Origin of the sequence: Sorangium aterium, assembly GCF_028368935.1 — a bacterium.
In the GTDB taxonomy this organism is placed as follows: domain Bacteria; phylum Myxococcota_A; class Polyangia; order Polyangiales; family Polyangiaceae; genus Sorangium; species Sorangium atrum.
The window spans coordinates 947,443-968,699 of the sequence record NZ_JAQNDK010000006.1; the positions used below are offsets into that span (position 1 = coordinate 947,443).

Consider the following 21,257-nt stretch of genomic DNA (forward strand, 5'->3'; position numbering starts at 1 on the left):
GTTCGCGGATCTCCCCTCGGTGGTCCCGGTTCAGGTGGACCCCACCGCCGTCCTCCGACGACGACGGATCAAGGTCGAAAGTGCAATTGCCAGAGCAACCAGGGAAGTCCCGACAGACTCCCCCGAATCGGCCCTGCCGACCGCGCACGATCCAGAATCAGCGCCACCGGCCGGGCCACCACCCGTGACGGCTCCACCCGTTCCACTGCTCCCGCCGCTTCCGACTGCGGTGCCGCTTCCGCCTGCGGTGGCACTTCCGCCTGCGGTGCCGCTTCCGCCTGCGGTGCCGCTCGACCCCGTGCTCCCAGCGGTCCCGCCGCTCATGCCGCCCTGCCCCTGTCCACCACCCGCACCATCTCCACCGGTTCCGCCTGCGCCGCCGCTTCCGCCCGCCCCACCGCTGCACTGCTCTATCTCGGGATCGACCGGCCCGGTCTTGTCGAGACCCAGAAAGGGGATGACGTACTCAGCGGGGAACAACGCGTCGGATGGGCCGTGATCGCCGCCAATCGAGGTGAACGCGTCGAGGACCACGTAGCCGCACTCATTCTCCCAGCGCTGCCGCGTCGCATCGTGGTTGCCGAGACGAACTCCCGTATCGGTCGACGTCGGGCTCGCGCCCACGCCCAGAACGTTGGTCCATTGCTTGATGGCCTCCGTGTGGTTCGGGTACCTGATGAGGGTGTCCGCGTCGCCGTGGAAAAGCTGCAGCCGCGGGCGATGTCCCGCATACCCCGGGGCCAGCGTACGGGCGATGTCGCCCCATTCTTGCGCTGTGTGGGTCACCGAGCCGCCCGCGCACGCTCCGCTGTATCCGCCGTTGTTGCCTGATTCGTTGGCTGCGCGGCACCCGGCCGGCATGCCCGCCAACGCGGCGCCTGCTTTGAAGACGTCCGGGTAGAGGGCAAGCAGGAGCTCGGTCATCATGCCGCCGGACGAATCTCCCGTCGCATAGACGCGATCCGCGTTGCCTCCGTACGTGTCGAGCGCGTACTTCACCATCTGCCTGATGGCGTGACTGTCGCCACCGGCTTCGCGCGTGCGCGTCTTGTCCGACACGACGTCCCAGCATCTTCCGCTGCTGGGGACGACCATGATGAAGCCATGGTCGTCCGCCGCGTCGACGATGCCCCCGCCCCGCGCCTGACCAAACACTGTACTGGCGGTCCCGCCGCAGTAGTGCACCAGCGTCAGAATCGGAGGATTCGGCGCCACGTGGTCCGGGACATAGACGTACATGCTCACGTCACGAGGCAGACCGCTCACCGCCCAGTCGTTGACCTGACGCAACGTCGCCGCTCCCGCGGAGGGTACCGACCCCAGCATGGCTGCCAGCAAGGCGCCCCAGGCAGTCCAATTTCGGCTCATGATGGAGTTCTCTCCTGTGTGTAAACTGGCTCTGTCGAACCAAGCAAGGCTGCGACGACATGACGCCGGCGATGTCGATGGCGAATCGCCACGCTCAGCTCAGGTGACAGAAGGTTCTTTACGCGATCCGCCTTCCTCTTGCTGAGGATGGCGAAGCAGACCCTCCGGACGGAGGCGGCGCCGAGATCGATCGGATGACGAAGGTCTCCGCGTTCACGACGACCCATCCATGGCGAAGCAAAAGGATACCGATCGGGTCGATTGTGAACGCTCACATTGGCAACGTCAATTCCAATCGACCGGCCCGCGGTGTCGTCCAGCCGGAGGGGGGCGGGCGGGGCGCCTCTGGAGCGCGGCGTCACGAGAAGCGGTCCTCGGACCTGCGTCGAGGCGGATGGGCTCCAGGGGAACGGCGGCCGTGAGCTCGTCGTCGGGCCATTTCGGTTGACGTCGCCGATGTGAGCGCTCACAGTCGCTCGAGAACCACCCTTTCGCTTTGTCCAGAACAGGCCGTCGTGCGCGCAGGGCGCCCGTCCTCGGGATCGATCCCGGCACGGCTCCGCTCGGTCATCGCGGACAAAGGTGCCCCACGCACATCGGACCGGGTGGGCGTCGGCGCCCATCGGCGCAGCAACTACGCGCGAAACCGAGGAGCGAGATGGCACGTTTGGGAAGCAGATCGAGAGCACGATTCCTGGTGGCGCTCTTATGGACTTCCGGGTGCAGCGACCCGGTGACGACGACCGGCGGAGACGCAGGGCACGATGCCGAGCCCCCCGCGTGCTCCGAGGGCACCTGGGATCACGATGGCGACAGCGCGACGAGCTGCGTCGCATGGACAGGCTGCTCCGCAGGCACCTTCGCGAGCGCCGAGGGCTCGCCTACGGCGGACCGGCGGTGCACGGCGTGCCCGGAGGACACCTTCAGCGACACGATGAACGCGCCGAGCTGCAGGATGCACACGCCCTGCGCGCCTGGGACGAGGCAGAGCGCGCCTGGGACGAGCACCACGCCCGCGCAGTGTGACGGCTGCTCGCCGGGCACGTACTGCGCAGGCGGGACCGCCGCGCCTGTCGATTGCGCGGACGGCACCTGGGACGACGACGCCGATCCCACGACGACATGCGTCGCGTGGACCGACTGCGTGCCAGGGGAGCTCGTCGGCACGGAGGGGAGCAGCACCACGGACCGCAGCTGCCTCAAGTGTACGAACGGCGAGCACACGGCCACGATGAATGCAACCAGCTGCTCCCCGGGTGCCTGGGTGATGAGCTACTTCGGGCCGAATCAGGACGTGGCGAGCGATTCGCTGCATCTCGCCTACAGCACCGACGGGCTTCACTGGTCGGCCCTCGCCAATGGACAACCGACGTACCAGCTCACCGGGATGGGCACGAATCACATCCGAGATCCGTTCCTGTTCCGCAAGAACGATGGAACGTATGTCTATATCGCCACGGACTGGACGCTCTCGGAAAACGACTCGAACTACTGGAACCATCCGAGCTCCAAGATCTTCGTGGCCGACTCGACCGATCTCATCACCTTCACGAATCCCCGGTTGATCACGCTCACGAACCTCTCGGGCCCCAGCGCCACCCCGATGCACGCCTGGGCCCCGGAGGCTTACTACGATCCCGATCGCAAGCTCTATGCGATCATCTGGTCGGGGAACGACACCACGGGCGCGAACCGCATCTACGTCAGCTACACCGAGGACTTCGTCACCATCGTCAACCCGACGCCCGACGTGCTCTTCGACCCGGGCTACAGCGTCATCGACGCGACGATCACGCAATGGAATGACCGCAACTACCTCTTCTTCAAGGACGAGACGGACAGCAGCGGGAGCGCGCTCACCGGATCGGGCAAGGACATCCAGATCGCGCGCTCCTCGACGCTCGCGCTCGATCCGGCGACGTTCACGCGATGGAGTCCGGACTACATCACGCGCGGGTCGACCCAGAGCAGGAGACGAGCGACCGAGGGACCGTTCGTCATCAAGGATCCGCGGGAGAGTCGATGGTACCTCTTCGCCGACTACTACCTGAACGGCGGTGTGTTCGGGTGCTGGAGCACGACGGATCTCGACACGGATCCGGGCTCTTGGACGGAGCTCCCGAGCGCGCAGTACCGCTTTCCGTCCGGCGTGCGCCACGCGAACGCGGTCCGGGTCACGCAGGCGGAGCTCGACGCGATCATCGCCCACTACTGAACATCCTAGCGGACCCACTGATGGGTAGAGGTTCCCTCATCATGCGCGCACCGAGTTCTTCCCATCCAGAGCGCACTTCCCTCTCTGCGCCACGCGTTGCGCTCACGGCGGCAGCTGGCGCCTTCGCCGCGCTGCTCGTGGCGGTCGGGTGCTCGGATGGGCCCTCGACCGATGCGCCGGACGCGTCGACCAATTCATTGCGGATCATGCCGGCGGTCACGGCGCTCAGCACCTCGGAGTCCGGCGGGCGGGTGACCGTGAGCGTGGCGCTCGACCGCGCGCCGAGCGGGCCTGTCATGGTGCCGGTCTCGAGCTCGGATGCGACCGAAGGCTCCGTCTCACCGGCGACCATCTCCTTCACGGTGGAGGATTGGAGCGTCCCTCGAGAGATCACGGTCACGGGCGTGGACGACGCGGACAGCGACGGGGATCAGATCTTCCGCGTCCGCTTCGGGCCTTCGGTCTCTGCAGACCCAGCCTGCGACGGCCTCGTCGCGGAGTCCGCTGACATCACGAACACGGACGACGACGGTCCAGGGACGGCAGCGATCGTCGTCAGCGACCCGTCGGGGACCCTCGCCGAGCGCGGCGCTCCCGTGACGTTCACCGTGCTCCTCGCGTCGCAGCCGAGCGCGCCCGTGACGATCGCCCTCAGCGTCAGCGACGCGACCGAGGCGACGCTGAGCCATGCGGACCTGACGTTCACGGAGGCGAACTGGAACACGGCGCAGACCGTTACCTTGAGCAGCGTCGATGACTGGCAGGCCGACGGAGCTCAGCCCGTACGTGTCGTCTTCGGCTCACCGGCCAGCGAGGACCCCGAGTATGCGGCCCTCGCCGCCCCCGCTGTTCTCGAGCTATCCAATCTCGACGACGACGTCGGAGGGGGGTACCAGATTCGCACGACGCACAAGGAGGACGCGCCGCTCTACGTCGCGCACTCCTATTATCACGCGATGATCACCAACCTCGACGATAGGGCAAACAACCAGCTTCCTGCCGACTTCCAGTGGAGAGTGGTGCCCGGCCTGGCGAACCCGGATGATCCGACGCTGGTGTCGTTCGAGCCTGTGGGTTTCGGCGGTCGCTACCTGCACGTCGACAGGATGAATTCGACCCGGTACCCGCTGCAGAGCGAGACGGCCAACCGGGCTAGCGGGCTCTGGCAGACTCCACCCGAAGAGAGGAGTCACCTTCTGTGGATCGACGTGTTCACGGATACCACCACGTTCCGGAGCGACGCCACGTTCCGGATCGTGCCCGCGCTGAACGGGGATCCGACGATGGTCTCGCTGCAGTGGTACTCAGATCCGACACGTTATCTCCGGCGCCTGAACTACCAGATCTATGCGCACGTGCTCGACGGCACGGCGGTCAAGAACTCGGAGGCGTCGTTCGCGCTCGAGCCGCTCGGCTATTTGATCTCGCAGCGCGCCGATCCCCACATCAAGCGGCACACGGACGGGTACTACTACTTCACCGCGAGCGTGCCGACGTACGATCGCATCGAGATCGGGCGCGCGACCACGATACGAGGCCTGGCCAGCGCGACCCCGAAGGTCGTCTGGACGAAGCACGCGACCGGCCCGATGGCGGCGCACATCTGGGCGCCCGAGCTACATTTCATCGACGGCAAGTGGTACATCTATTTCGCCGCCGGAAGCTCGACCAACATCTGGGCCATTCGCATGTATGTGCTCGAGAACTCATCGGCCAACCCGATGGATGGCACGTGGATCGAGCGAGGGCAGATCGTGACGGACTCGGACACGTTCGCGCTCGACGCGACGACGTTCGAGCACGACGGCAAGCGCTATCTCGTGTGGGCGCAGGAGGACCCCAGCGTCGAGGGCGACAACAGCAGCTTGTTCATCGCGGCCATGATGAACCCGTGGACGCTGGCCAGGCCCAACGTGCGGATCGCCAGACCCGAGCACGCCTGGGAGACGGCGGGGTTCGCGGTCAACGAAGGTGCTGCCGTGCTCGAGCGGAATGGGCGGATCTTCATCAGCTACTCAGCGAGCGCGACGGACGATCGCTACTGCCTCGGCCTGCTCACGGCGAGCGCGACGGACGACCTGCTGAGCGCCAGCTCATGGACGAAGAACGAGAATCCAGTGTTCGTCAGCGCAAACGGGCTGTATGGCCCGGGCCACAACTCGTTCACGACCTCGGCGGATGGATCGATCGACGTGCTCGTGTACCACGCGCGGAACTACGAGAAGATCACGGGGGACCCGCTCTACGACCCGAACCGTCACACGCGCGTCCAGCGGCTCGAGTGGAATGCAGACGGAACGCCGAACTTCGGCGTACCGCTCCTGAACGGCGCGAATACGATTGGCGACTGACTGTTTCGCGGAGGAATCGAGCGCGAGCAGCGAGGTGGGGGGCTCGGCACGAGGCTCTCCCAAAATCCCGGAGAATCCGACGGATTGTGACGGTTCGTCCCCGCGGAACAGTGCCGCCAGACGCACCGGTCGATGACGAGCGATCGCCGGAAGCAGCGGGCTCTGCGATGAATCGGCGGGAGAGGGGGACCCGCCTGGGAGTGATGAAAGGTCGGGCGGACGACAACGGCAAATGAGGACCGCTTCCCGGACGCGCCGCCCCTTGTCATGGCCCTGGGGGGGACCGTCGTGTTACCATGCCCATGGAATGAGCGTGTGCCTGCACCCCGTCGCGTCGCGTTCGTGGCCTTGCCGCGGCGCGCGTAGCGCGCTCATCCCCCTGCGATCCCGGCTCCTCTGCCGGAGGTCGCCCGCACGCTCGTAGGGGAGCGGCCTCCCGGCGTTTTTCGCTGGCCGCTCCCGGAAGGAAGCGGGCCTGGCATCGAGGGCGCCCGAGCGGGCGACCTGGGCGAGCACTCACGCCGTCCAGCTCGCCGGCGCGGACCTTCGGCCGAGCCCGGATCGCACCGACGACACAAGGAGATCTCAGCTCATGGCACCTCACTCGAACCCGATCGTCCTCACCGAATTTGACCGCGATCGCCTCGCGCGCCTGCTCGAGGCGCTGCGCGCGCGGCCCGGGGGCGACTCCCCGAACCTGGAGGCGCTCGAGATCGAGATCGAGCGCGCCGACGTCGTGAAGCCAGCGGATATCCCGCCGAACGTGGTCACCATGAACTCCAGGGTCGAGCTCCTCGATCTCGACACAGAGGAGCGGCTCTGCGTGACCGTGGTGTTTCCCGGGATCGCCGACGTGAAGAGCGGCCGCATCTCGGTGCTCGCGCCGATGGGGCTCGCGCTGCTCGGCTGTCGAGAGGCCGACGAGGTGGAGTGGCCCACGCCGAGCCGCACCCGGCGGCTCCGGATCGAGCGCATCGTCTATCAGCCCGAGGCGTCGGGTCGCTTCGATCTGTGAGCCTTCGGCGCGAACGGCCGGCCTCGCCGGCGCGTCGTGCGCCTTGAACGCGAAAGGCCCGACGCTGCTCATCGCAGCGCGGGCCTCCGCGGTCGTGTCGTCAGGTTCGAGGAGCCGGTCGCCGCGGGCCGCGGTCCCCCGCGCCTCGAGGTCGGCTCAGCAGCCGCAACAGCCGGGCGGGCAGGTGCAAACCTGCGGGGCAAGGCCCGCCTGGAGCTCCGTGGGGACCTCCACCGTCAGGCGCGCAGGGCGCTCCTCGACGGTCTCCTGCTTCGACTCGACCTCGACCTCGACCTTGATCTGCTCGTTCATGGCGATTGCTCCGTAGTGGGTTGGTTATTTCCATCCGGGGACTCGACGTCCCGCGAGGAGGGCTATTGCAGTCGCCGTGCCACGCCGTTTTGCCGCGATATCGGCCGCTTTGGCGCGGTATCGCCCGCGCTTGAGCAACCCCTTTCCCAGTTGGGGAAATCGGTCTGGCATCGCCGTTCCCTTCCAACCAGCTCCGGTACACGCGGTGGGGTCCCCGAGCGGCGCTCGCCCGCACAGGAGACGGGCTCAGATCGGCGTTTTCGGCGCGCAGGCGCACTCCGGTGCGCCGAGCACCGAAAACGTCGAGATGGGCCCGTCTCCGAAGCGGGCGAGCGCCGCTCGGCACGGAGCTCGCAACGAGCCCGGGGTGATGGACACGTCAATCATCCCCGAACTGCTCTCCTTCCGTGCGCCGTGGCTCGAAGAGAAGCTCGTCAAGGACCGGGTGGTCCCTTCCTGCGAGGAGGCGGCGCGGCTCCTCGACGAGGTAAAGAAATACCTCTTCCTCTGCGAGGCGAACCGGACCCGGCAAGTCCCCATGTTCTCCCGGAGGATCGACGAGGTCTGGCACCAGTTCGTCCTCTTCACCGAGGAGTATGCGGCCTTCGGGCACCGCTTCTTCGGCGAGTTCGTCCACCACACCGCCAACACGGCTCCTCGCGGCCCCGGATCGCGCCCCGAGATGACCCGCGCCGAGTTTCGCGCCGACTACGAGGCGCTCTTCGGGCCCGTCTCCGCGGCGTGGAGCGACGAGCTCGCCGTGACGCCCGACACGCGGCTCATCCGCGTCACGTTCGGCCGGCCCATCTTCGTTCGGGTAGAGGAGGGGAAGGCAGATCTCGTGTGGTCGCTGGAGCCGCCGCGCGTGCTCCTGCGCATCGACGCGTGGGCGAAGGACGCGCTGCAGTTCATCGTCGACTGCGATCACTTCTATGTCCGCGAGCTCCCCGGCCTCGAGGACGGCGAGCGCGTGGCGCTCTGCCGTCCGCTCGTGAAGGGCGACTTCCTCCGGGTCGCGCCATGAGGCTCGCCGAGCTCACCGCCCTCTTCGGGCGGCTCGATTTCCCGGGCCCAGAAGACCGCGGCCATCCGGCGCGCGATGATGTGCGCGCGGTCGAGGGCGCGGTCCGCGACGGGCTCTCGGACGACGAGCTCCTGCTCGACCTCTTCGCGCTCGAGATCGAGCGTCGCGACGGCGCGCCGGATCTCGCGCCGTTCCACGTCATCCCCGAGCTCGGCGTGCGCCTCGCGTTCGCGTACTGGCGGCCCGGGCGCGCGGCCGGCGCCCACGAGCACTCGGACTGGACGGTCACGGCGGTCGTCCACAACACGCTCGACGTCGCGACCTTCGACTGGGACGCGACGGCCCGCGCGCGGCGGCTCGTGCCGAAGCGGCTGTTCTCCGCGGAGGCCGGGCGGGTCGGCCACATCTACGGGCCGTGCATCCACGATCCGCGGAACCCGACGGGGAGCTGGTCCATCTCGCTGCACCTGTTCGGCCCTCACGACGGCCCGGTCATCGAGGCGCAGGTGGGCCCCATCGACGGCCTGACCCCCGCGGCGCCCTGGGCGGCGCCGGACGACGCGCTCTCGGCGGCGCTCCTCGCGCACGAGCGGGAGTGCGTGCGCCGGGCGCAGATCGACGCCCTCGAGCGGCGGGGCCCGCAGGCCGCCCCGCTCCTCGCGCGCCTCCACGCCCGCGGCGACGCGGGGACCCGGCGGCGCGCCGCCCGGGCGCTCGGCCGGACCGAGGCCCTCGGCGCGCACGCCGTCCTCTCGCGCCGCTGGCCGGGCGTGGAGCTCGACGTGGCGCCCCGCGCGGGCCGCGCCGAGCTCGTCGCCCACTCCGGCGGGCGCGTCCAGGTCCTTCTCCGCGTCGACGCGTGGGCCGGGCCCGCCCTCCGCGCGGTGTCGGCCGCCCGGGAGCTCCGCCCCAGCGACCTCCCCGGCCTCGCGGAGGCGGAGCAGCTCGCGCTCGCCCGCGCCCTCGTCGACTGGGGGACCTTTCAGCCCTTCGAAGCCCAGGAGAACTGAGCCATGCAATCCACGCAAACCACGCAGCCCATGCAGCCCACGCAATCCACGCAGACAGACGTCGTGACGCCGAGCGCGCACAGGCGGCCTGATCTCCTTGCCTACCGGGCGCCGTTCGTCATCAGCAAGCTGCTCATGAACAAGACCGTGACCACCGAGCGCGAGGCAGAGGCGCTGTTCCGGGAGCTCGTGCGCTATCTCTGGCTCGTCGACTCCGACCGCTCCCGGGCTTACCCGATGTTCTCGCTGCGCGTCGACGAGGCCTGGCACCAGTTTGCTCTCTTTACAATCGAATATGCCGACTTCTGCCGGCGCTTCTTCGGGCGCTTCCTGCACCACGCGCCGAGCAATGCGCCCGTCACGCACGCCTGCCGCGAGGCGACGTGGGACGAGTTCGCGGACGCGTACAGCGCCCTGTACGGCGAGCCGCCGCCCGAGCTGTGGAGCGACGCTTCGTCCGTCTGTGGCCCGCGCCGCGTGATCCGCGATCGCGAGGTGTCGGTCCGGCTGAGCGACGGCAAGGCGGAGCTCGTCGACGGCGACGCGGTGCTCGTGCGCGTCGACGCATGGGGCGAGGCCGCGCTGCGCTTCATCGCCCGGCACGGCATCTTCTATGTGCGCGAGCTGCCCGGGCTCGACCTGGACGACCGGATCGCGCTCTGCCGGGCGCTCGTGGCGTCGCGGACGCTGCGCGTCGCTCCGTAGCCGGTGCGGCTGCGCTGCGAGGGGCGCTCGTCGTGGGCCCTTGCCGGGCTCACGCGCCGCGCCGTTCGGGGCGCGGCGCTGCGATGGCGCTAGCGTGAGCCGACGCCCAGGAGGGCGGTCATCGAGAACTGCTGAGGACCGTCGCCGAACCGCGCCTGCAGCCTGCCGAGGATCGCCTTGCTGAGCGCTTCCCAGCGCTCGTCGCCCAGCTTGTCCCGCAGGAGCACCAGCGGCGCGTTGCTCCGGCTCACGGAACGCCAGAACTCCTCGGTCGAGGGCGACTCGCGGGAGTGCTCCGCCTCGTGCACCGAGACGCCCCGGAACCCGGCGGCCTCCATCTCGGCGCGGAACTCGCCTGGGTCTCCGAGCGGCGCTTTGCCCTCGCCGAAGGGCAGCCCGGGAAGCTCGGCGCCGATCGCCGAGAAGAGCTCGCCCAGGATGGGCGTCCTGTCCATCGGCACCCAGCTCGCGACGACCGCGCGGCCGCCGGGGCGCAGCACCCGGAGGAGCTCGCGGAAGCCGCGGTCGCGGTCGGGGAAGAAGATCAGCCCGAACATCGAGAAAGCAGCGTCGAACGAGCCATCCTCGAAGGGCAGCGCCATGCCGTCGCCGACGCGGGCGTCCACCGCGAGCCCCGCGGCCGCGGCACGCTCGCGCAGCCGCTCGACCATCGCGGGGGCGAAATCGACCGCGGTCACGCGCGCCTCGCCGGCGGCGAGGAGGGACAGGGTGCCCGGCCCGGCGGCCACATCGAGCACGCGGGCGCCCGGGCCGACGCCGGCGAGCCGGAGCGCGTCGGCGGCGTATTTCTCGAAGTGAGGGACGATGTCGGATGCGTAATCGTCGGCGACCAGGTTCCACGCGACGGGGGTGGCGAGGGGGCTCGGGGGCTGGGTCATCGGCAGAGGTGCTACCACGGGCGCGCCGAGCGGATCCAGCCGCAGGCGTCCCGGCGCGGCGTCCCCGTGGCCTGGGCGTTCATCGCGCTGTGCCCTCGTGCGCCCGCCGCCCCTCGAGCACCTGCCCCGCAAGGAGAGCGGCGTTGAGCAGCATCAGGTTCTCCGCCAGCTGCACGTGCCGCTGCTCTGGCAGGATGGATATCGACACCGCCGCCGTGAACAGCAGCGCGCTCCCCGCGAACGCGAGCTGATACCCGCGACGATGCCGTCTCGACAGCTGGAGCGCGAGCGCCCCGAGCGCGGCTGCCGCGAGGATCGGCTTGAGCACGGCGAGCGGCCAGCGATAGGGGAGGGTGAATGAGCGCGTCTCGTGCCAGGTCGACACGTCGATGCCGTAGATCTGCTTCACCGCCTGGTGCGCAGTGGACGCCGGGGTCAGCTTGACGTGCCGGTCCAGTGTGCCCACCGACAGGGTTGCCTCCTGGAGGTGGTCCAGCAGGACCCGTCCAGCGTCGGCAGGCCTGTCGAGCGCCGCGCTGAGCGCGACGCGGCTCGCCCAGCGATCGAGCGCCGGCGGCGGGAGGTGGAGCTCGCGGGCGGCGATGGCCAGGGGGGATTCATCGTCCCACATCACGAAATCGAAGCCGCGCAGGTTGCCGTCGCCGTGCTCCTGGAGGAACGCGACGGAGCGCTCGTCCGGGGCGGCGTGCTCGGGTCGGATGAGGGCAGCGAGCATGCAATAGCGGTTGATTCCGGCCCAGCTCTCCATCGCCCACGCGCCGCGATGACTCCGGTAATGGCTCATGTAAGCCACCACGATCAGGCTGGCCGCCACGACCAAGGCGCAGGGGGCGAGCAGGCGGCGCGCGCGCTCGCCGGCGCCGGAGGCCGGGCCGCGGAGGGCGGCGGCGAGGGTCATCGCGGCGAGCAGCCCACAGACCGCGAGACCCACCACCCTGACCGAGGCGCTCGCGCCGGCCGCGAGGCCCGCCGCGCCGAGCAGCCACGGGGAGCCGCGGCGTGCTCCTTCGGCCGCGGCGTAGCCGGCGAGGGCGACGAGGAACAGGAACAGCGCCTCCGAGAGCACATGGGTCTCGAGCAGCAGGTTCGTGGGCCAGAACAGGCACAGCCCGAGCGCCGCGAGCGGCGCCCAGCCCGGGCGCGGCGCGAGCCGCCGGGCGATCCCGTAGAACAGCAGCGCCGTGATCAGGCCGAGGGCGAGCTGCGTCGCCTGGATGAGCCGGAGATCCGCGGAGATCGCCCGGAGCCCGCGCAGGAACCACGAGTAACCCTGCTGCCGGTCCAACGCCGGAGCCGCGCCCGGCAGGGAGCAGAAGAGATAGGTCCCGGTGTCGAACCAGACCCTCGGCTCCGGCTGCGCCGCGAACAGGGCGGCCCGCAAGGCGGCGCCCAGCGCGACCAGCGCCGCGGCGGCGCGCCGCTCCGGCGTGAACCAGCCTGTCCGGCGCACGGCGGTCACGGCGCGCGCGCCGTGTTCCGCGCCGGTCGCTTCGAGCGCGACGTGAGCAGCGGCTCAGGGGTCTCCCAACGCTTCAGGCGTCGGCGGGTGATGACGGGGCTCACGGAGGAGAGAAGGAGACAGAACAGCGCTCGGGCGTGTCAAGGAGCAACTGCGCGCCCTGTCTGCGGTCATCACCGCGCGACCGCGCTCTCGCGTCGACTCGCCATGCGCGCCTGCGCCAGCGCCTTCGGCGCGCCTCTCGCGCCGGCGGGGCTCGCCGCCGCCTCCGACGAGCTCGGATCAGCATCCGAGTCCGCGCTCTGCTCCTCATCTGCCTTGTCGGCGCCGCCCTCGGTCGCGTCGTGGCGCGGCAGCACGGTCCTCGCGGTCGACACGAGCAGCACGCTGGTCAGCGCGACGACGCTCGCAGATCCAGCGACGAGCACCGCGATATGCATCATTGTGCGCTGGAGGAGGCTCCCTTCATTCAACTTCCGGAGGATCTTCAACATCGTGCTACCTGCCTCGTTCGCGAGCGCCCGCTCGCTGCCAGCGTCCCTGTGACGACTCCTGCGAATGCGAGCGTCGTGCCAGCAGTGATCCGCTGGAACCAGCGCATGGATCGAGGGGCTTCTTGCGCCGCTCTGCCAAAGCTGACACTTCCGCTACCTGTACAATGGCTCATCCTGCCAAAATGACAATCCGTTCTTTGAGCGTTTTGACACCGCGTGCGCCGCGTGCGGACCGGCCGCGCCCGTGACGCCCGTGACCGTGGAGAAGGGAAGACATGCGTCTCTGACGCGCCTGCCGAGCCTTCCACGCTTTCGGGTCGCATCCTGTCCTGTCGATCTGACCAGCCTGGACGAGGACTTCGTCGCTTCGTCCACCACACCCGCCACACCACCCCACGTGCGGGCTCTTCCGGCGGGCGCGCCGTCGTCGCGCCGTCATCGCGCCGTCGTCGTCGATGGCTGCCCCCCTCCTGCGGGCGGCGGGGTAGAGATCGGGCCCATGCTGCTCACCCGCGCCGAAGCCACCGGATTCCGGGAGACCTCCCTGCACGCCGACGTGATGCGGTTCGTCCGCGCGCTCGAAGGCCGCAACGACCCGCGCTTGCACGTGACCACCTTCGGGACCAGCCCGGGCGGGAGGGAGCTGCCGCTCCTCGTGCTGTCCAAGGACGGCGTGCGATCCCCGGACGAGGCCCGCCGCGCCGGGCGCCCCGTGGTGCTGATGCTCGACGGGATCCACCCCGGCGAGGTGGAGGGCAAGGAGGCCAGCCTCGCGCTCGTCCGCGATCTGCTCGACGGCCGCCACCCGGACTGGCTCGATGCCCTCGTGCTCCTCGTCGTTCCTCTGTTCAACGCCGATGGCAACGACGCGCTCGACCCGCGGAACCGCCGCCTCGACCTCAAGAAGCTCACCGGCCAGCCAGGTCCCGTCGTGGGCACCCGCACCCAGAGCCAGGGCATCAACCTGAACCGCGACTACCTCCGCCAGGCCGCGCCCGAGATGCGCCTGCTCCAGCGGCGCGTGTGCATCCCCTGGGCGCCCGATCTCACGATCGACAACCACGCGACCAACGGGTCTGTGCACCGGTTCCAGATGACGGTCGACGTGCCGCACACCATCGAGTCCGGCCGCCCCGAGCCGATCGCGATGGTGCGCGACCGCCTGGTCCCCGACGTGATCGCCGCGGTCCGGCGGCGCGGCTTCGAGAGCGGCTGGTACGGCAACTTCGTCGAGGACGAGCGGGTGCTCGACGCGGACGGCGAGGTCGACCCGGCCTCGCCCGTCGGCCTCGGCTGGATGACCTACCCGCACCACCCGCGGTTCGGCTCGAACTACCGCGGGCTCACGGGGCGGCTCGACCTGCTCCTCGAGTGCTACAGCTATCTCCCGTTCGAGGAGCGCGTCCAGACCGCCTCGGCGTGGCAGATCGAGGCCCTCTCCTGGGTCGCCACCCACGCCGACGCGGTCCGCGAGGTCGTGGCCGCGAGCGCCCGGCCGCCGGAGCGCGTCGCGGTCCGGTACCGCCTCGAGCCGACCGGGGCCCCGATCGACATCCTGACGCGCAGCCCGCGGGCGTTCGACGGCGAGCCTGTCACCCTGCGGATCCCGCACCACGCGCGGTTCGTCGGGACCACCGTGGTGGATCGGCCGCGGGCGTACCTCGTGCCGCCGGCGATCGCCGAGGCCCTGCGCCGGCACGGCCTCCGCGTCGAGCCGGCCGGGGGCATCTACGACGTCGAGGTCGCCCGGGTGGCGTCGCTCGGCGCCGAGGGCGGACGGGCGATCCTGGAGGCGGCCCGGGTCGGCGAGGTGTCGGTGCGGTGGCGCGAGGAGGCCCGGCGGGCCCCCGAGGGCTGGTCCCGGGTCGACACCGAGCAGCCGCTCGGCGCCATCGCCGTGTACCTGTGCGAGCCGGAGAGCGACGACGGGGCGGTCGAGAACGGCCTGGTGGAGGCGCCCGCCATCGGGGACGAGCACCCGGCGTGGCGGGTACGGTGAGCCCGGATGGGTCGGGAGGTCAGGGCTTCTTGGCCGCCATCGCGAACGCGATCCCGTGCGAGAGGTCGCGGCGCGTGACGATGCTGCTGAGCTCCACCTCCAGGGCGATCAACGCCTGAGCGACCTCGGGCCGGATGCCCGTCAACACCACCTCGACGCCGAGCAGCCGCACCGCCTGCGCGATCCGCGCGAGCGCGCTCGCTGCACGCGTATCGAAGGCGGAGACGCCCGTGAGGTCGACGATGCATATCTGCGCTCCCTTGTCGGAGATCTTGTTGAGGAGCGCCTCTGTCAGCTGCTGCGAGCGGCGCTCGTCGATCGTGCCGATGAGCGGCAGGACAAGCACCTCATCGCAGATCGGGATGATCGGCGTCGACAGCTCGCGGAGGGCGGCAGACTGCGCACGCAGCCGATCCTGGAGCTCCTTCTGCTTGGTGATGACCTCGGTGAACATCATGATGCCGCCGATCCCCCCGCGCTCGTCATGCCACGGGAAGACCTGCCAGCGCACCCACTCGATGCGCCCGTCGGGCCGCTGGAACGAGTCCTCCTCGTGGCGCTCGCTCGCCCCTGCGAGGCAGCGCTGATGGATGTCCTTCCATCGCTGCGGGATCTCGGGGAAGACCTCGTAGTGCGAGAGGCCGGTGATCTCGCGCGGCGCGAGGCCATAGTCTTCGAGCCAGCGCTTGCTCGTCAGCAGGTAACGCATGTCGCGGTCGAACAGCGCGACCGCCGCCGGCATGTAACTCGTCAGGAGCCGCACGTAGTCTGCGAGCCGTTCCACCCCCGCGTCGCGACGGCCCCTGTCCTTCTCGAGCTCGCTCACGCGCCGGCGCAGCCGCTCGATTTCCGCGACGAGCTCGTCGTGATCCCGTCCCTTCATGTCGCACGCTCCCCCCTCTGTTGCCCAGGGCGCGCTCGCGCTCTCGCGCGTCGTCGCGAGTCTATAGCGACCCCGGCCCACGCCCGCAGCCCGTCGCGCGGCTCTTGCCGCCGCCCCGCTTCGCGGCTCAAGCTGCGCGCACGGCGCGCCCCTCGACACGGGCGGCCCCTGCAGCCCCGACCGGCCTCCCGACCCAACGAGAGCCCATGAAAGACCAGATTCCCGGGTTTCTGTTCATCGACCACATCGCCATGGCGGTGCCCGCCGGGCAGCTCGACGCGCAGGTGAAGGCGTACGAGATGCTCGGCTTCCGCGAAGTGCACCGGGAGGAGGTGCGGGGCACGGATCAGGTCCGCGAGGTGATGCTCCGCATCGGCGACAGCGACAACCACGTCCAGCTCCTCGAGCCGCTCTCCGCCGAGTCTCCCGTCCAGAAGCTCATCGACAAGAACGGCGGTCGCGGGGGCTTCGCCCACGTCGCCTACCGGGTCAGCGACGTCCAGGCCGCCTTCGACGAGCTCAAGGCGCGCGGCTTCCGCATCATCGACGCTGCGCCGCGGCCGGGCTCCCGGGGCACGACGATCTTCTTCGTGCACCCCCGATCGCGCGAGGACGCGCCGTTCGGTCACCTCATCGAGGTCGTGCAGTCCCATGGATGACAGGCTCTTCGCCGAGTTCGCGCCGGTCGCGCTCGCGACGTGGAAGCAGGCGCTCCACCGGGATCTCAAGGGCAAGACCGCGGACGACCTCTCCTGGGCGAGCGCCGAGGGGCTCCTCGTGCCGCCGATCTTCGCGCCGGACAGCCCCTCGCTCCCGCCGGCCACGGGTGGCCCGCTCGTGGCGTCGCTGGTCGCCGAGCTCGGGAGCGGCGCGCCGGAGCTGCGCTTCACGATGGGATGCAGCTATTTCCTGGAGATCGCCCGCCTCTGCGCGGCGCGCCTCCTGGCCGAGCTCCTGCGGCCGGGCGCCACGATCACCGCCGTCATCCCGTCGGCCGCGGTCCCTGGCGACGAGGAGCACAAGAACCTCCTCCGCGGCATCGTCGGGATGATGGCGGCCATCGCGGGCGGCGCGGACGACATCGTGGTCACGCCGCCCGAGCGCCTGCTCGGCAACGCCCGGGTCATCCTCCGCGAGGAGGCCCGCTTCGACGCCGGCGACAGCCCTGCGGCCGGCTCCTGGTACGTCGAGCAGCTCGCGCGGAGCCTCGCGCGCGCGGCGATGCGGCAGCTCGGCGACACGAGGGAGATCCCGGAGCCGGGCGCGGCCCCGTCAGACGTCGCGTCGCTCGATCACCTCGGCTTCTCCGCCGGCGCGCCGCCGTTCCTGCGCGGGCCGTATACCAGCATGTACGTGGTCCGCCCGTGGACCGTCCGCCAGTACGCCGGCTACTCGACGGCCGAGGAGTCGAACGCGTTCTACCGCCGCAACCTGGCCGCAGGGCAGACCGGGCTGTCGGTGGCCTTCGACCTCGCGACCCACCGCGGCTACGACTCGGATCACCCGCGCGTGGTCGGCGATGTGGGGAAGGCCGGTGTGGCCATCGACACCGTCGAGGACATGAAGATCCTCTTCGACCAGATCCCGCTCGATACGATGAGCGTGTCGATGACCATGAACGGCGCCGTGCTCCCCATCATGGCCTTCTACATCGTCGCCGCCGAGGAGCAGGGCGTGCGCCCCGAGCTGCTCTCCGGGACCATCCAGAACGACATCCTCAAGGAGTTCATGGTCCGGAACACGTATATCTACCCTCCGGCGCCGTCGATGAGGATCGTCGCCGATATCTTCCGTTACACCGCCGAAAAGACACCCAGGTTCAACTCGATCAGCATCAGCGGCTATCACATGCAGGAGGCCGGCGCGACCGCCGAGCTGGAGCTCGCGTACACGCTGGCCGACGGCCTCGAGTACCTGCGCACCGGGATCGCGTCGGGCATGGATATCGACGATTTCGCCGGGCGGTTCTCGTTCTTCTTCGGCATCGGCATGGACCATTTCACCGAGATCGCCAAGCTGCGGGCCGCGCGGCTCCTGTGGGCGAAGATCGTGAAGGGGTTCCACCCGAAGAACCCGAAGACCATGGCGCTGCGGACCCACTGCCAGACGTCGGGCTGGAGCCTCACCGAGCAGGACCCGTTCAACAACGTCACGCGGACGGCCATCGAGGCGCTCGCGGCCGTGCTCGGCGGCACGCAGTCGCTTCACACGAACGCGCTGGACGAGGCGCTGGCGCTCCCCTCGGACTTCTCGGCGAAGATCGCGCGCGACACCCAGCTCCTCTTGCAGCGGGAGACCGATATCTGCCGGGTCATCGACCCGTGGGGCGGCTCCTACCACGTCGAGCGCCTGACAGACCGGCTCGCGCGGAGAGCGTGGCAGTTCATCCAGGAGGTGGAGTCCCTGGGCGGCATGGTCAAGGCCATCGAGAACGGCCTTCCCAAGCTGCGCATCGAGGAGGCGGCGGCCCGCAAGCAGGCCCGGATCGACGCGGGCCGCGACATCATCGTCGGGGTCAACGCGTACAGGCTGGAGAGAGAGGCGCCACTCTCGCTCCGCGAGGTGGACAACACCGCGGTTCGCGAGAAACAGCTCGCGCGGCTGCGCGAGGTGAAGGCCGCCCGCGCGGAGGCCGTCGTGGGCGAGTCGCTCGCCGCGCTCACCCGCGCTGCCGAGACGGGCGAGGGGAACCTGCTTTCGCTCGCCGTCGACGCCGCGCGCCGCCGCGCGACGCTCGGCGAGATCTCCGACGCGCTCGAGCGCGTCTTCGGCCGCTACGAGGCCCCGGTGCGCACGGTGAGCGGCGTGTACGGCGCGGAGATCCGCGATGCGGCCGCCGGCCACGAGGTGGAGGCGCTCGTCCAGCAGTTCGCGGCCCTCGAGGGCCGGCGCCCGCGCATCCTCGTCGCCAAGATGGGTCAAGACGGGCACGACCGGGGGATGAAGGTCATCGCCACCGCTTTTGCGGATCTCGGGTTCGACGTCGATATCGGTCCGCTCTTCCAGACCCCGGACGAGGTGGCCCGCCACGCCGTCGAGAACGACGTGCACGTGGTCGGGGTCTCCTCGCTCGCCGGCGGCCACAAGACCCTGGTGCCGCAGCTCATCGACGCGCTCGGGCAGGCGGGCCGCGGGGACATCCTCGTTGTGGCGGGCGGCGTGATCCCGCCGCAGGACTACCGGTATCTGGAGGAGCGCGGCGTCGCGGGGATCTTCGGGCCCGGGACGGTCATCCCCGAGGCCGCGGCGCGGATCGTCCGGACGCTCCTTGAGAGCCTCTCGTCGCAGGAGGCGCGCTAGGTTGAAGGCGAGCCCGAGGCAGCTCGTCGACGGTCTCCTCGCGGGCGACCGGGCGGCGCTCGCGCGCGCGATCACGCTGGCCGAGAGCTCGCTCCCCCGCCACCAGGAGCTCGCCGAGGAGGTCCTGGAGCGCTGCCTGCCTCACGCCGGCGGCGCCACGCGCCTCGGCATCACCGGCGTGCCCGGGGTCGGCAAGAGCACGTTCGTCGATGCCCTCGGCGTTCACCTCGTGCGCGATCGGGAGGAGACGGTGGCCGTGCTCGCTGTCGACCCGAGCAGCCCTGTCCACGGCGGGAGCATCCTCGGCGACAAGACGCGGATGCCGCGGCTGGCGAGCGACCCGCGGGCCTACATCCGCCCCTCGCCGTCGGGCGGCTCGCTCGGCGGCGTGGCGCGGGCCACGCGCCAGGCCATCGTGCTCTGCGAGGCGGCGGGATACAGCAACATCCTTGTCGAGACGGTCGGTGTCGGGCAATCCGAGGTCGCCGTCGCCGACATGACGGATTGCTTCCTGCTCCTCATGTTGCCTGGGGCCGGCGACGAGCTTCAAGGCGTGAAGCGGGGCATCATGGAGCTTGTCGATCTCGTGATCATCAACAAGGCCGACGGCGGGAACGTCGACAGGGCCGCGCGAGCGCGCCGCGACTATGAGAGCGCCTTGCACCTGTTCCCTCCGGCGCCTCACGGCTGGGCGCCCGTCGTCGGCGTCTGCTCGGCCCAGGAGGGCCGAGGCGTCAGCGAGGCGTGGGAGAACGTGCTGCGCCATCGCGCGCACATGCAGGCCGGCGGCTGGCTCCTGCGCCGCCGCGCCGCGCAGGCGCGCCGCTGGCTGTTCGAGGTCATCGAGGGGCGCCTGCGGGAGGCGTTCCTGCGCAGCGCTGGCGTGCGCGAGCGCCTGTCCGGCGTGGAAGCGCTCGTCGAGGCGGGATCGCTCAGCCCGCTGCGCGCCGCGCGGCAGCTGCTGGAGACCTGGGGCCAGCGCGGCCTATAAGGGGGCCCTCCCATGCGCGACGTCTGCTGGCGCTGCCGGCGCCCCCGTCCGGTCTGCTATTGCGCGCTCCTGCCCTCGTTGCCGACGAGGACCCGGGTCGTGCTCCTCCAGCACCCGCGCGAGCGGAAGGTCGGCATCGGCACGGCGCTCATGACCCACCTGGCGCTGCCCAACTCCGAGCTGCACGAGGGGGTGGTCTTCGAGGAGGACGCCCGGATCGCCGCGCTCGCGAGCGATCCGACCACGGCCGTGCTCTATCCCGGGGGCGACGCGCCCGCGGCGGGCGGGGCGCCGGTGCGCTCGCTCATCGTGGTCGACGGCACGTGGTGGCAGGCGAGGAAGATGCTCGCGTTGAACCCGCGCCTGGCCGCGGTGCGGCGCATCGGCGTGACGCCCCGCGCGCCGGGCAACTACCGCATCCGCAAGGAGCCGCGGCCCGAGTGCCTCGCCACGGTCGAGGCGGTGGCCAGCGCGCTCGGCGCGCTCGAGGGCGAGCCCGCGCGCTTCGACGAGATGCTGCGGGCCTTCACGTTCATGGTCGACCGGCAGATCGAGCACCAGGCGAGGAGCAAGGCCCCGCGGCGGCGGCGCGCGCAGGCGGCCTCGCCGCTCGCGCCGCTGCGCCCCTACCTCGCCGAGCCGGAGAGGCTGGTGCTCGTCGACGGCGGGGCCAGCTCCGGGGGGCCGGCGGGCGCGGGCGCGGGCGAGCCGACATCCGAGCTCGTCCACCTCGTGGCCTGCCGCGCGTCGGGCGAGCGCTTCGAGGCGTTCCTGCGCCCGCGGCGGCCGCTGGGCCCGAGCGTCGCGCACCAGCTCGAGGTGCCCGAGGCGCGCCTCCTCGACGGCGAGGACGCGGGCGCTGCCCTGACGCGCTTCCGCGCCTTCGTCGGCGACGGCGTGCTGGGCACCTGGGGCTCTTTCACGGTGGACGTGCTCGCGCAGGAGGGCGTCCGGCGCCCGCCTTTCCTCGACCTGCGCGACCTCTGCGCGCGGCACCTCGGGCGGCGCCCCGGCGGCATCGCCAACGGGGCGCGGGCGCTCCGGGCCGGGGAGCCGGCGCCGTGGGGCGCCGGTCGGTGCGGGCGCGCGGTGGGGTGGCTCGAGGTCGTCCTCGCGCGCCTGCTCGACCTCGCGGGGGAGGACTCGGCACCAGACAGCTAGAGAGACAAACGGGTCGAAACCGCCTGCAAACGCGGATCGCGCCGGCTTGA

General features: G+C 70.4%; 17 protein-coding genes. 11 read left to right on the plus strand and 6 right to left on the minus strand.

Annotated elements, in window-relative coordinates; all coding sequences use genetic code 11:
• Window positions 1-30: 30 nt before the first annotated feature.
• Window positions 31-1,368, minus strand: a complete 1,338-nt coding sequence (locus POL72_RS47575) for an extracellular catalytic domain type 1 short-chain-length polyhydroxyalkanoate depolymerase (protein WP_272103754.1) — start codon at window positions 1,366-1,368, stop codon at window positions 31-33.
• A gap of 733 nt (window positions 1,369-2,101) precedes the next feature.
• Here POL72_RS47575 and POL72_RS47580 point away from each other — a divergent pair.
• From POL72_RS47580 to rnk, 3 genes are all read left to right on the plus strand, one after another.
• On the plus strand, window positions 2,102-3,583 hold the full coding sequence (locus POL72_RS47580) for a hypothetical protein (RefSeq protein WP_272103755.1): 1,482 nt from the start codon (window positions 2,102-2,104) through the stop codon (window positions 3,581-3,583).
• 41 nt (window positions 3,584-3,624) lie between these two features.
• Complete coding sequence (locus tag POL72_RS47585; RefSeq protein WP_272103757.1) at window positions 3,625-5,934, plus strand: family 43 glycosylhydrolase; 2,310 nt, start codon at window positions 3,625-3,627, stop codon at window positions 5,932-5,934.
• Between the two features lie 592 nt (window positions 5,935-6,526).
• Window positions 6,527-6,949 (plus strand): nucleoside diphosphate kinase regulator, encoded by a 423-nt coding sequence (gene rnk, locus POL72_RS47590; RefSeq protein WP_272103758.1) that lies wholly within the window; start codon window positions 6,527-6,529, stop codon window positions 6,947-6,949.
• A 156-nt stretch (window positions 6,950-7,105) separates the two neighbouring features.
• Here the strand turns inward: rnk and POL72_RS47595 are convergent, their stop codons facing one another.
• Complete coding sequence (locus POL72_RS47595) at window positions 7,106-7,261, minus strand: hypothetical protein (protein ID WP_272103759.1); 156 nt, start codon at window positions 7,259-7,261, stop codon at window positions 7,106-7,108.
• Between the two features lie 370 nt (window positions 7,262-7,631).
• On the opposite strand from POL72_RS47595, the gene POL72_RS47600 reads away from it, so the two are divergent.
• From POL72_RS47600 to POL72_RS47610, 3 genes are read left to right on the plus strand one after another with little or no spacing between them, the layout of a single operon-like run.
• Window positions 7,632-8,285, plus strand: a complete 654-nt coding sequence (locus tag POL72_RS47600) for a UCP032817 domain-containing protein (protein ID WP_272103761.1) — start codon at window positions 7,632-7,634, stop codon at window positions 8,283-8,285.
• Window positions 8,282-9,295, plus strand: a complete 1,014-nt coding sequence (locus POL72_RS47605; protein WP_272103763.1) for a cupin domain-containing protein — start codon at window positions 8,282-8,284, stop codon at window positions 9,293-9,295. The genes POL72_RS47600 and POL72_RS47605 overlap by 4 nt, the downstream gene beginning before the upstream one ends.
• 3 nt (window positions 9,296-9,298) lie before the next feature.
• The gene (locus tag POL72_RS47610) at window positions 9,299-10,000 is read left to right on the plus strand and encodes a glycine-rich domain-containing protein (RefSeq protein ID WP_272103764.1); all 702 of its coding nucleotides are present in this window, start codon (window positions 9,299-9,301) and stop codon (window positions 9,998-10,000) included.
• A gap of 89 nt (window positions 10,001-10,089) precedes the next feature.
• Here POL72_RS47610 and POL72_RS47615 read toward each other — a convergent pair whose 3' ends face one another.
• From POL72_RS47615 to POL72_RS47625, 3 genes are all read right to left on the minus strand, one after another.
• Window positions 10,090-10,899: a class I SAM-dependent methyltransferase gene (locus POL72_RS47615; protein WP_272103766.1), complete on the minus strand. Its 810-nt coding sequence runs from the start codon at window positions 10,897-10,899 to the stop codon at window positions 10,090-10,092.
• Between the two features lie 79 nt (window positions 10,900-10,978).
• Complete coding sequence (locus POL72_RS47620; RefSeq protein ID WP_272103767.1) at window positions 10,979-12,379, minus strand: hypothetical protein; 1,401 nt, start codon at window positions 12,377-12,379, stop codon at window positions 10,979-10,981.
• 173 nt (window positions 12,380-12,552) lie between these two features.
• Window positions 12,553-12,873, minus strand: coding sequence for a hypothetical protein (locus POL72_RS47625; RefSeq protein WP_272103769.1), 321 nt, complete (start codon window positions 12,871-12,873; stop codon window positions 12,553-12,555).
• A 499-nt stretch (window positions 12,874-13,372) separates the two neighbouring features.
• Between POL72_RS47625 and POL72_RS47630 the strand changes: the two genes are divergently transcribed.
• Window positions 13,373-14,872, plus strand: coding sequence for a M14 family metallopeptidase (locus POL72_RS47630; protein ID WP_272103771.1), 1,500 nt, complete (start codon window positions 13,373-13,375; stop codon window positions 14,870-14,872).
• Window positions 14,873-14,891: 19 nt separating this feature from the next.
• Here POL72_RS47630 and POL72_RS47635 read toward each other — a convergent pair whose 3' ends face one another.
• Window positions 14,892-15,755 carry a PAS domain-containing protein gene (locus POL72_RS47635; protein ID WP_272103772.1) on the minus strand — a complete coding sequence of 288 codons (864 nt, stop codon included), beginning with the start codon at window positions 15,753-15,755 and terminating at the stop codon, window positions 14,892-14,894.
• Between the two features lie 206 nt (window positions 15,756-15,961).
• Between POL72_RS47635 and POL72_RS47640 the strand changes: the two genes are divergently transcribed.
• From POL72_RS47640 to POL72_RS47655, 4 genes are read left to right on the plus strand one after another with little or no spacing between them, the layout of a single operon-like run.
• A complete protein-coding gene (locus tag POL72_RS47640; RefSeq protein ID WP_272103774.1) occupies window positions 15,962-16,414 on the plus strand; it encodes a VOC family protein in 453 nt (150 codons plus the stop codon).
• Window positions 16,407-19,055 (plus strand): methylmalonyl-CoA mutase, encoded by a 2,649-nt coding sequence (scpA, locus tag POL72_RS47645; RefSeq protein ID WP_272103775.1) that lies wholly within the window; start codon window positions 16,407-16,409, stop codon window positions 19,053-19,055. The genes POL72_RS47640 and scpA overlap by 8 nt, the downstream gene beginning before the upstream one ends.
• Before the next feature lies 1 nt (window position 19,056).
• A complete protein-coding gene (gene meaB / locus POL72_RS47650) occupies window positions 19,057-20,046 on the plus strand; it encodes a methylmalonyl Co-A mutase-associated GTPase MeaB (RefSeq protein ID WP_272103777.1) in 990 nt (329 codons plus the stop codon).
• A gap of 12 nt (window positions 20,047-20,058) precedes the next feature.
• Complete coding sequence (locus POL72_RS47655; protein ID WP_272103779.1) at window positions 20,059-21,207, plus strand: tRNA-uridine aminocarboxypropyltransferase; 1,149 nt, start codon at window positions 20,059-20,061, stop codon at window positions 21,205-21,207.
• Window positions 21,208-21,257: the final 50 nt, after the last annotated feature.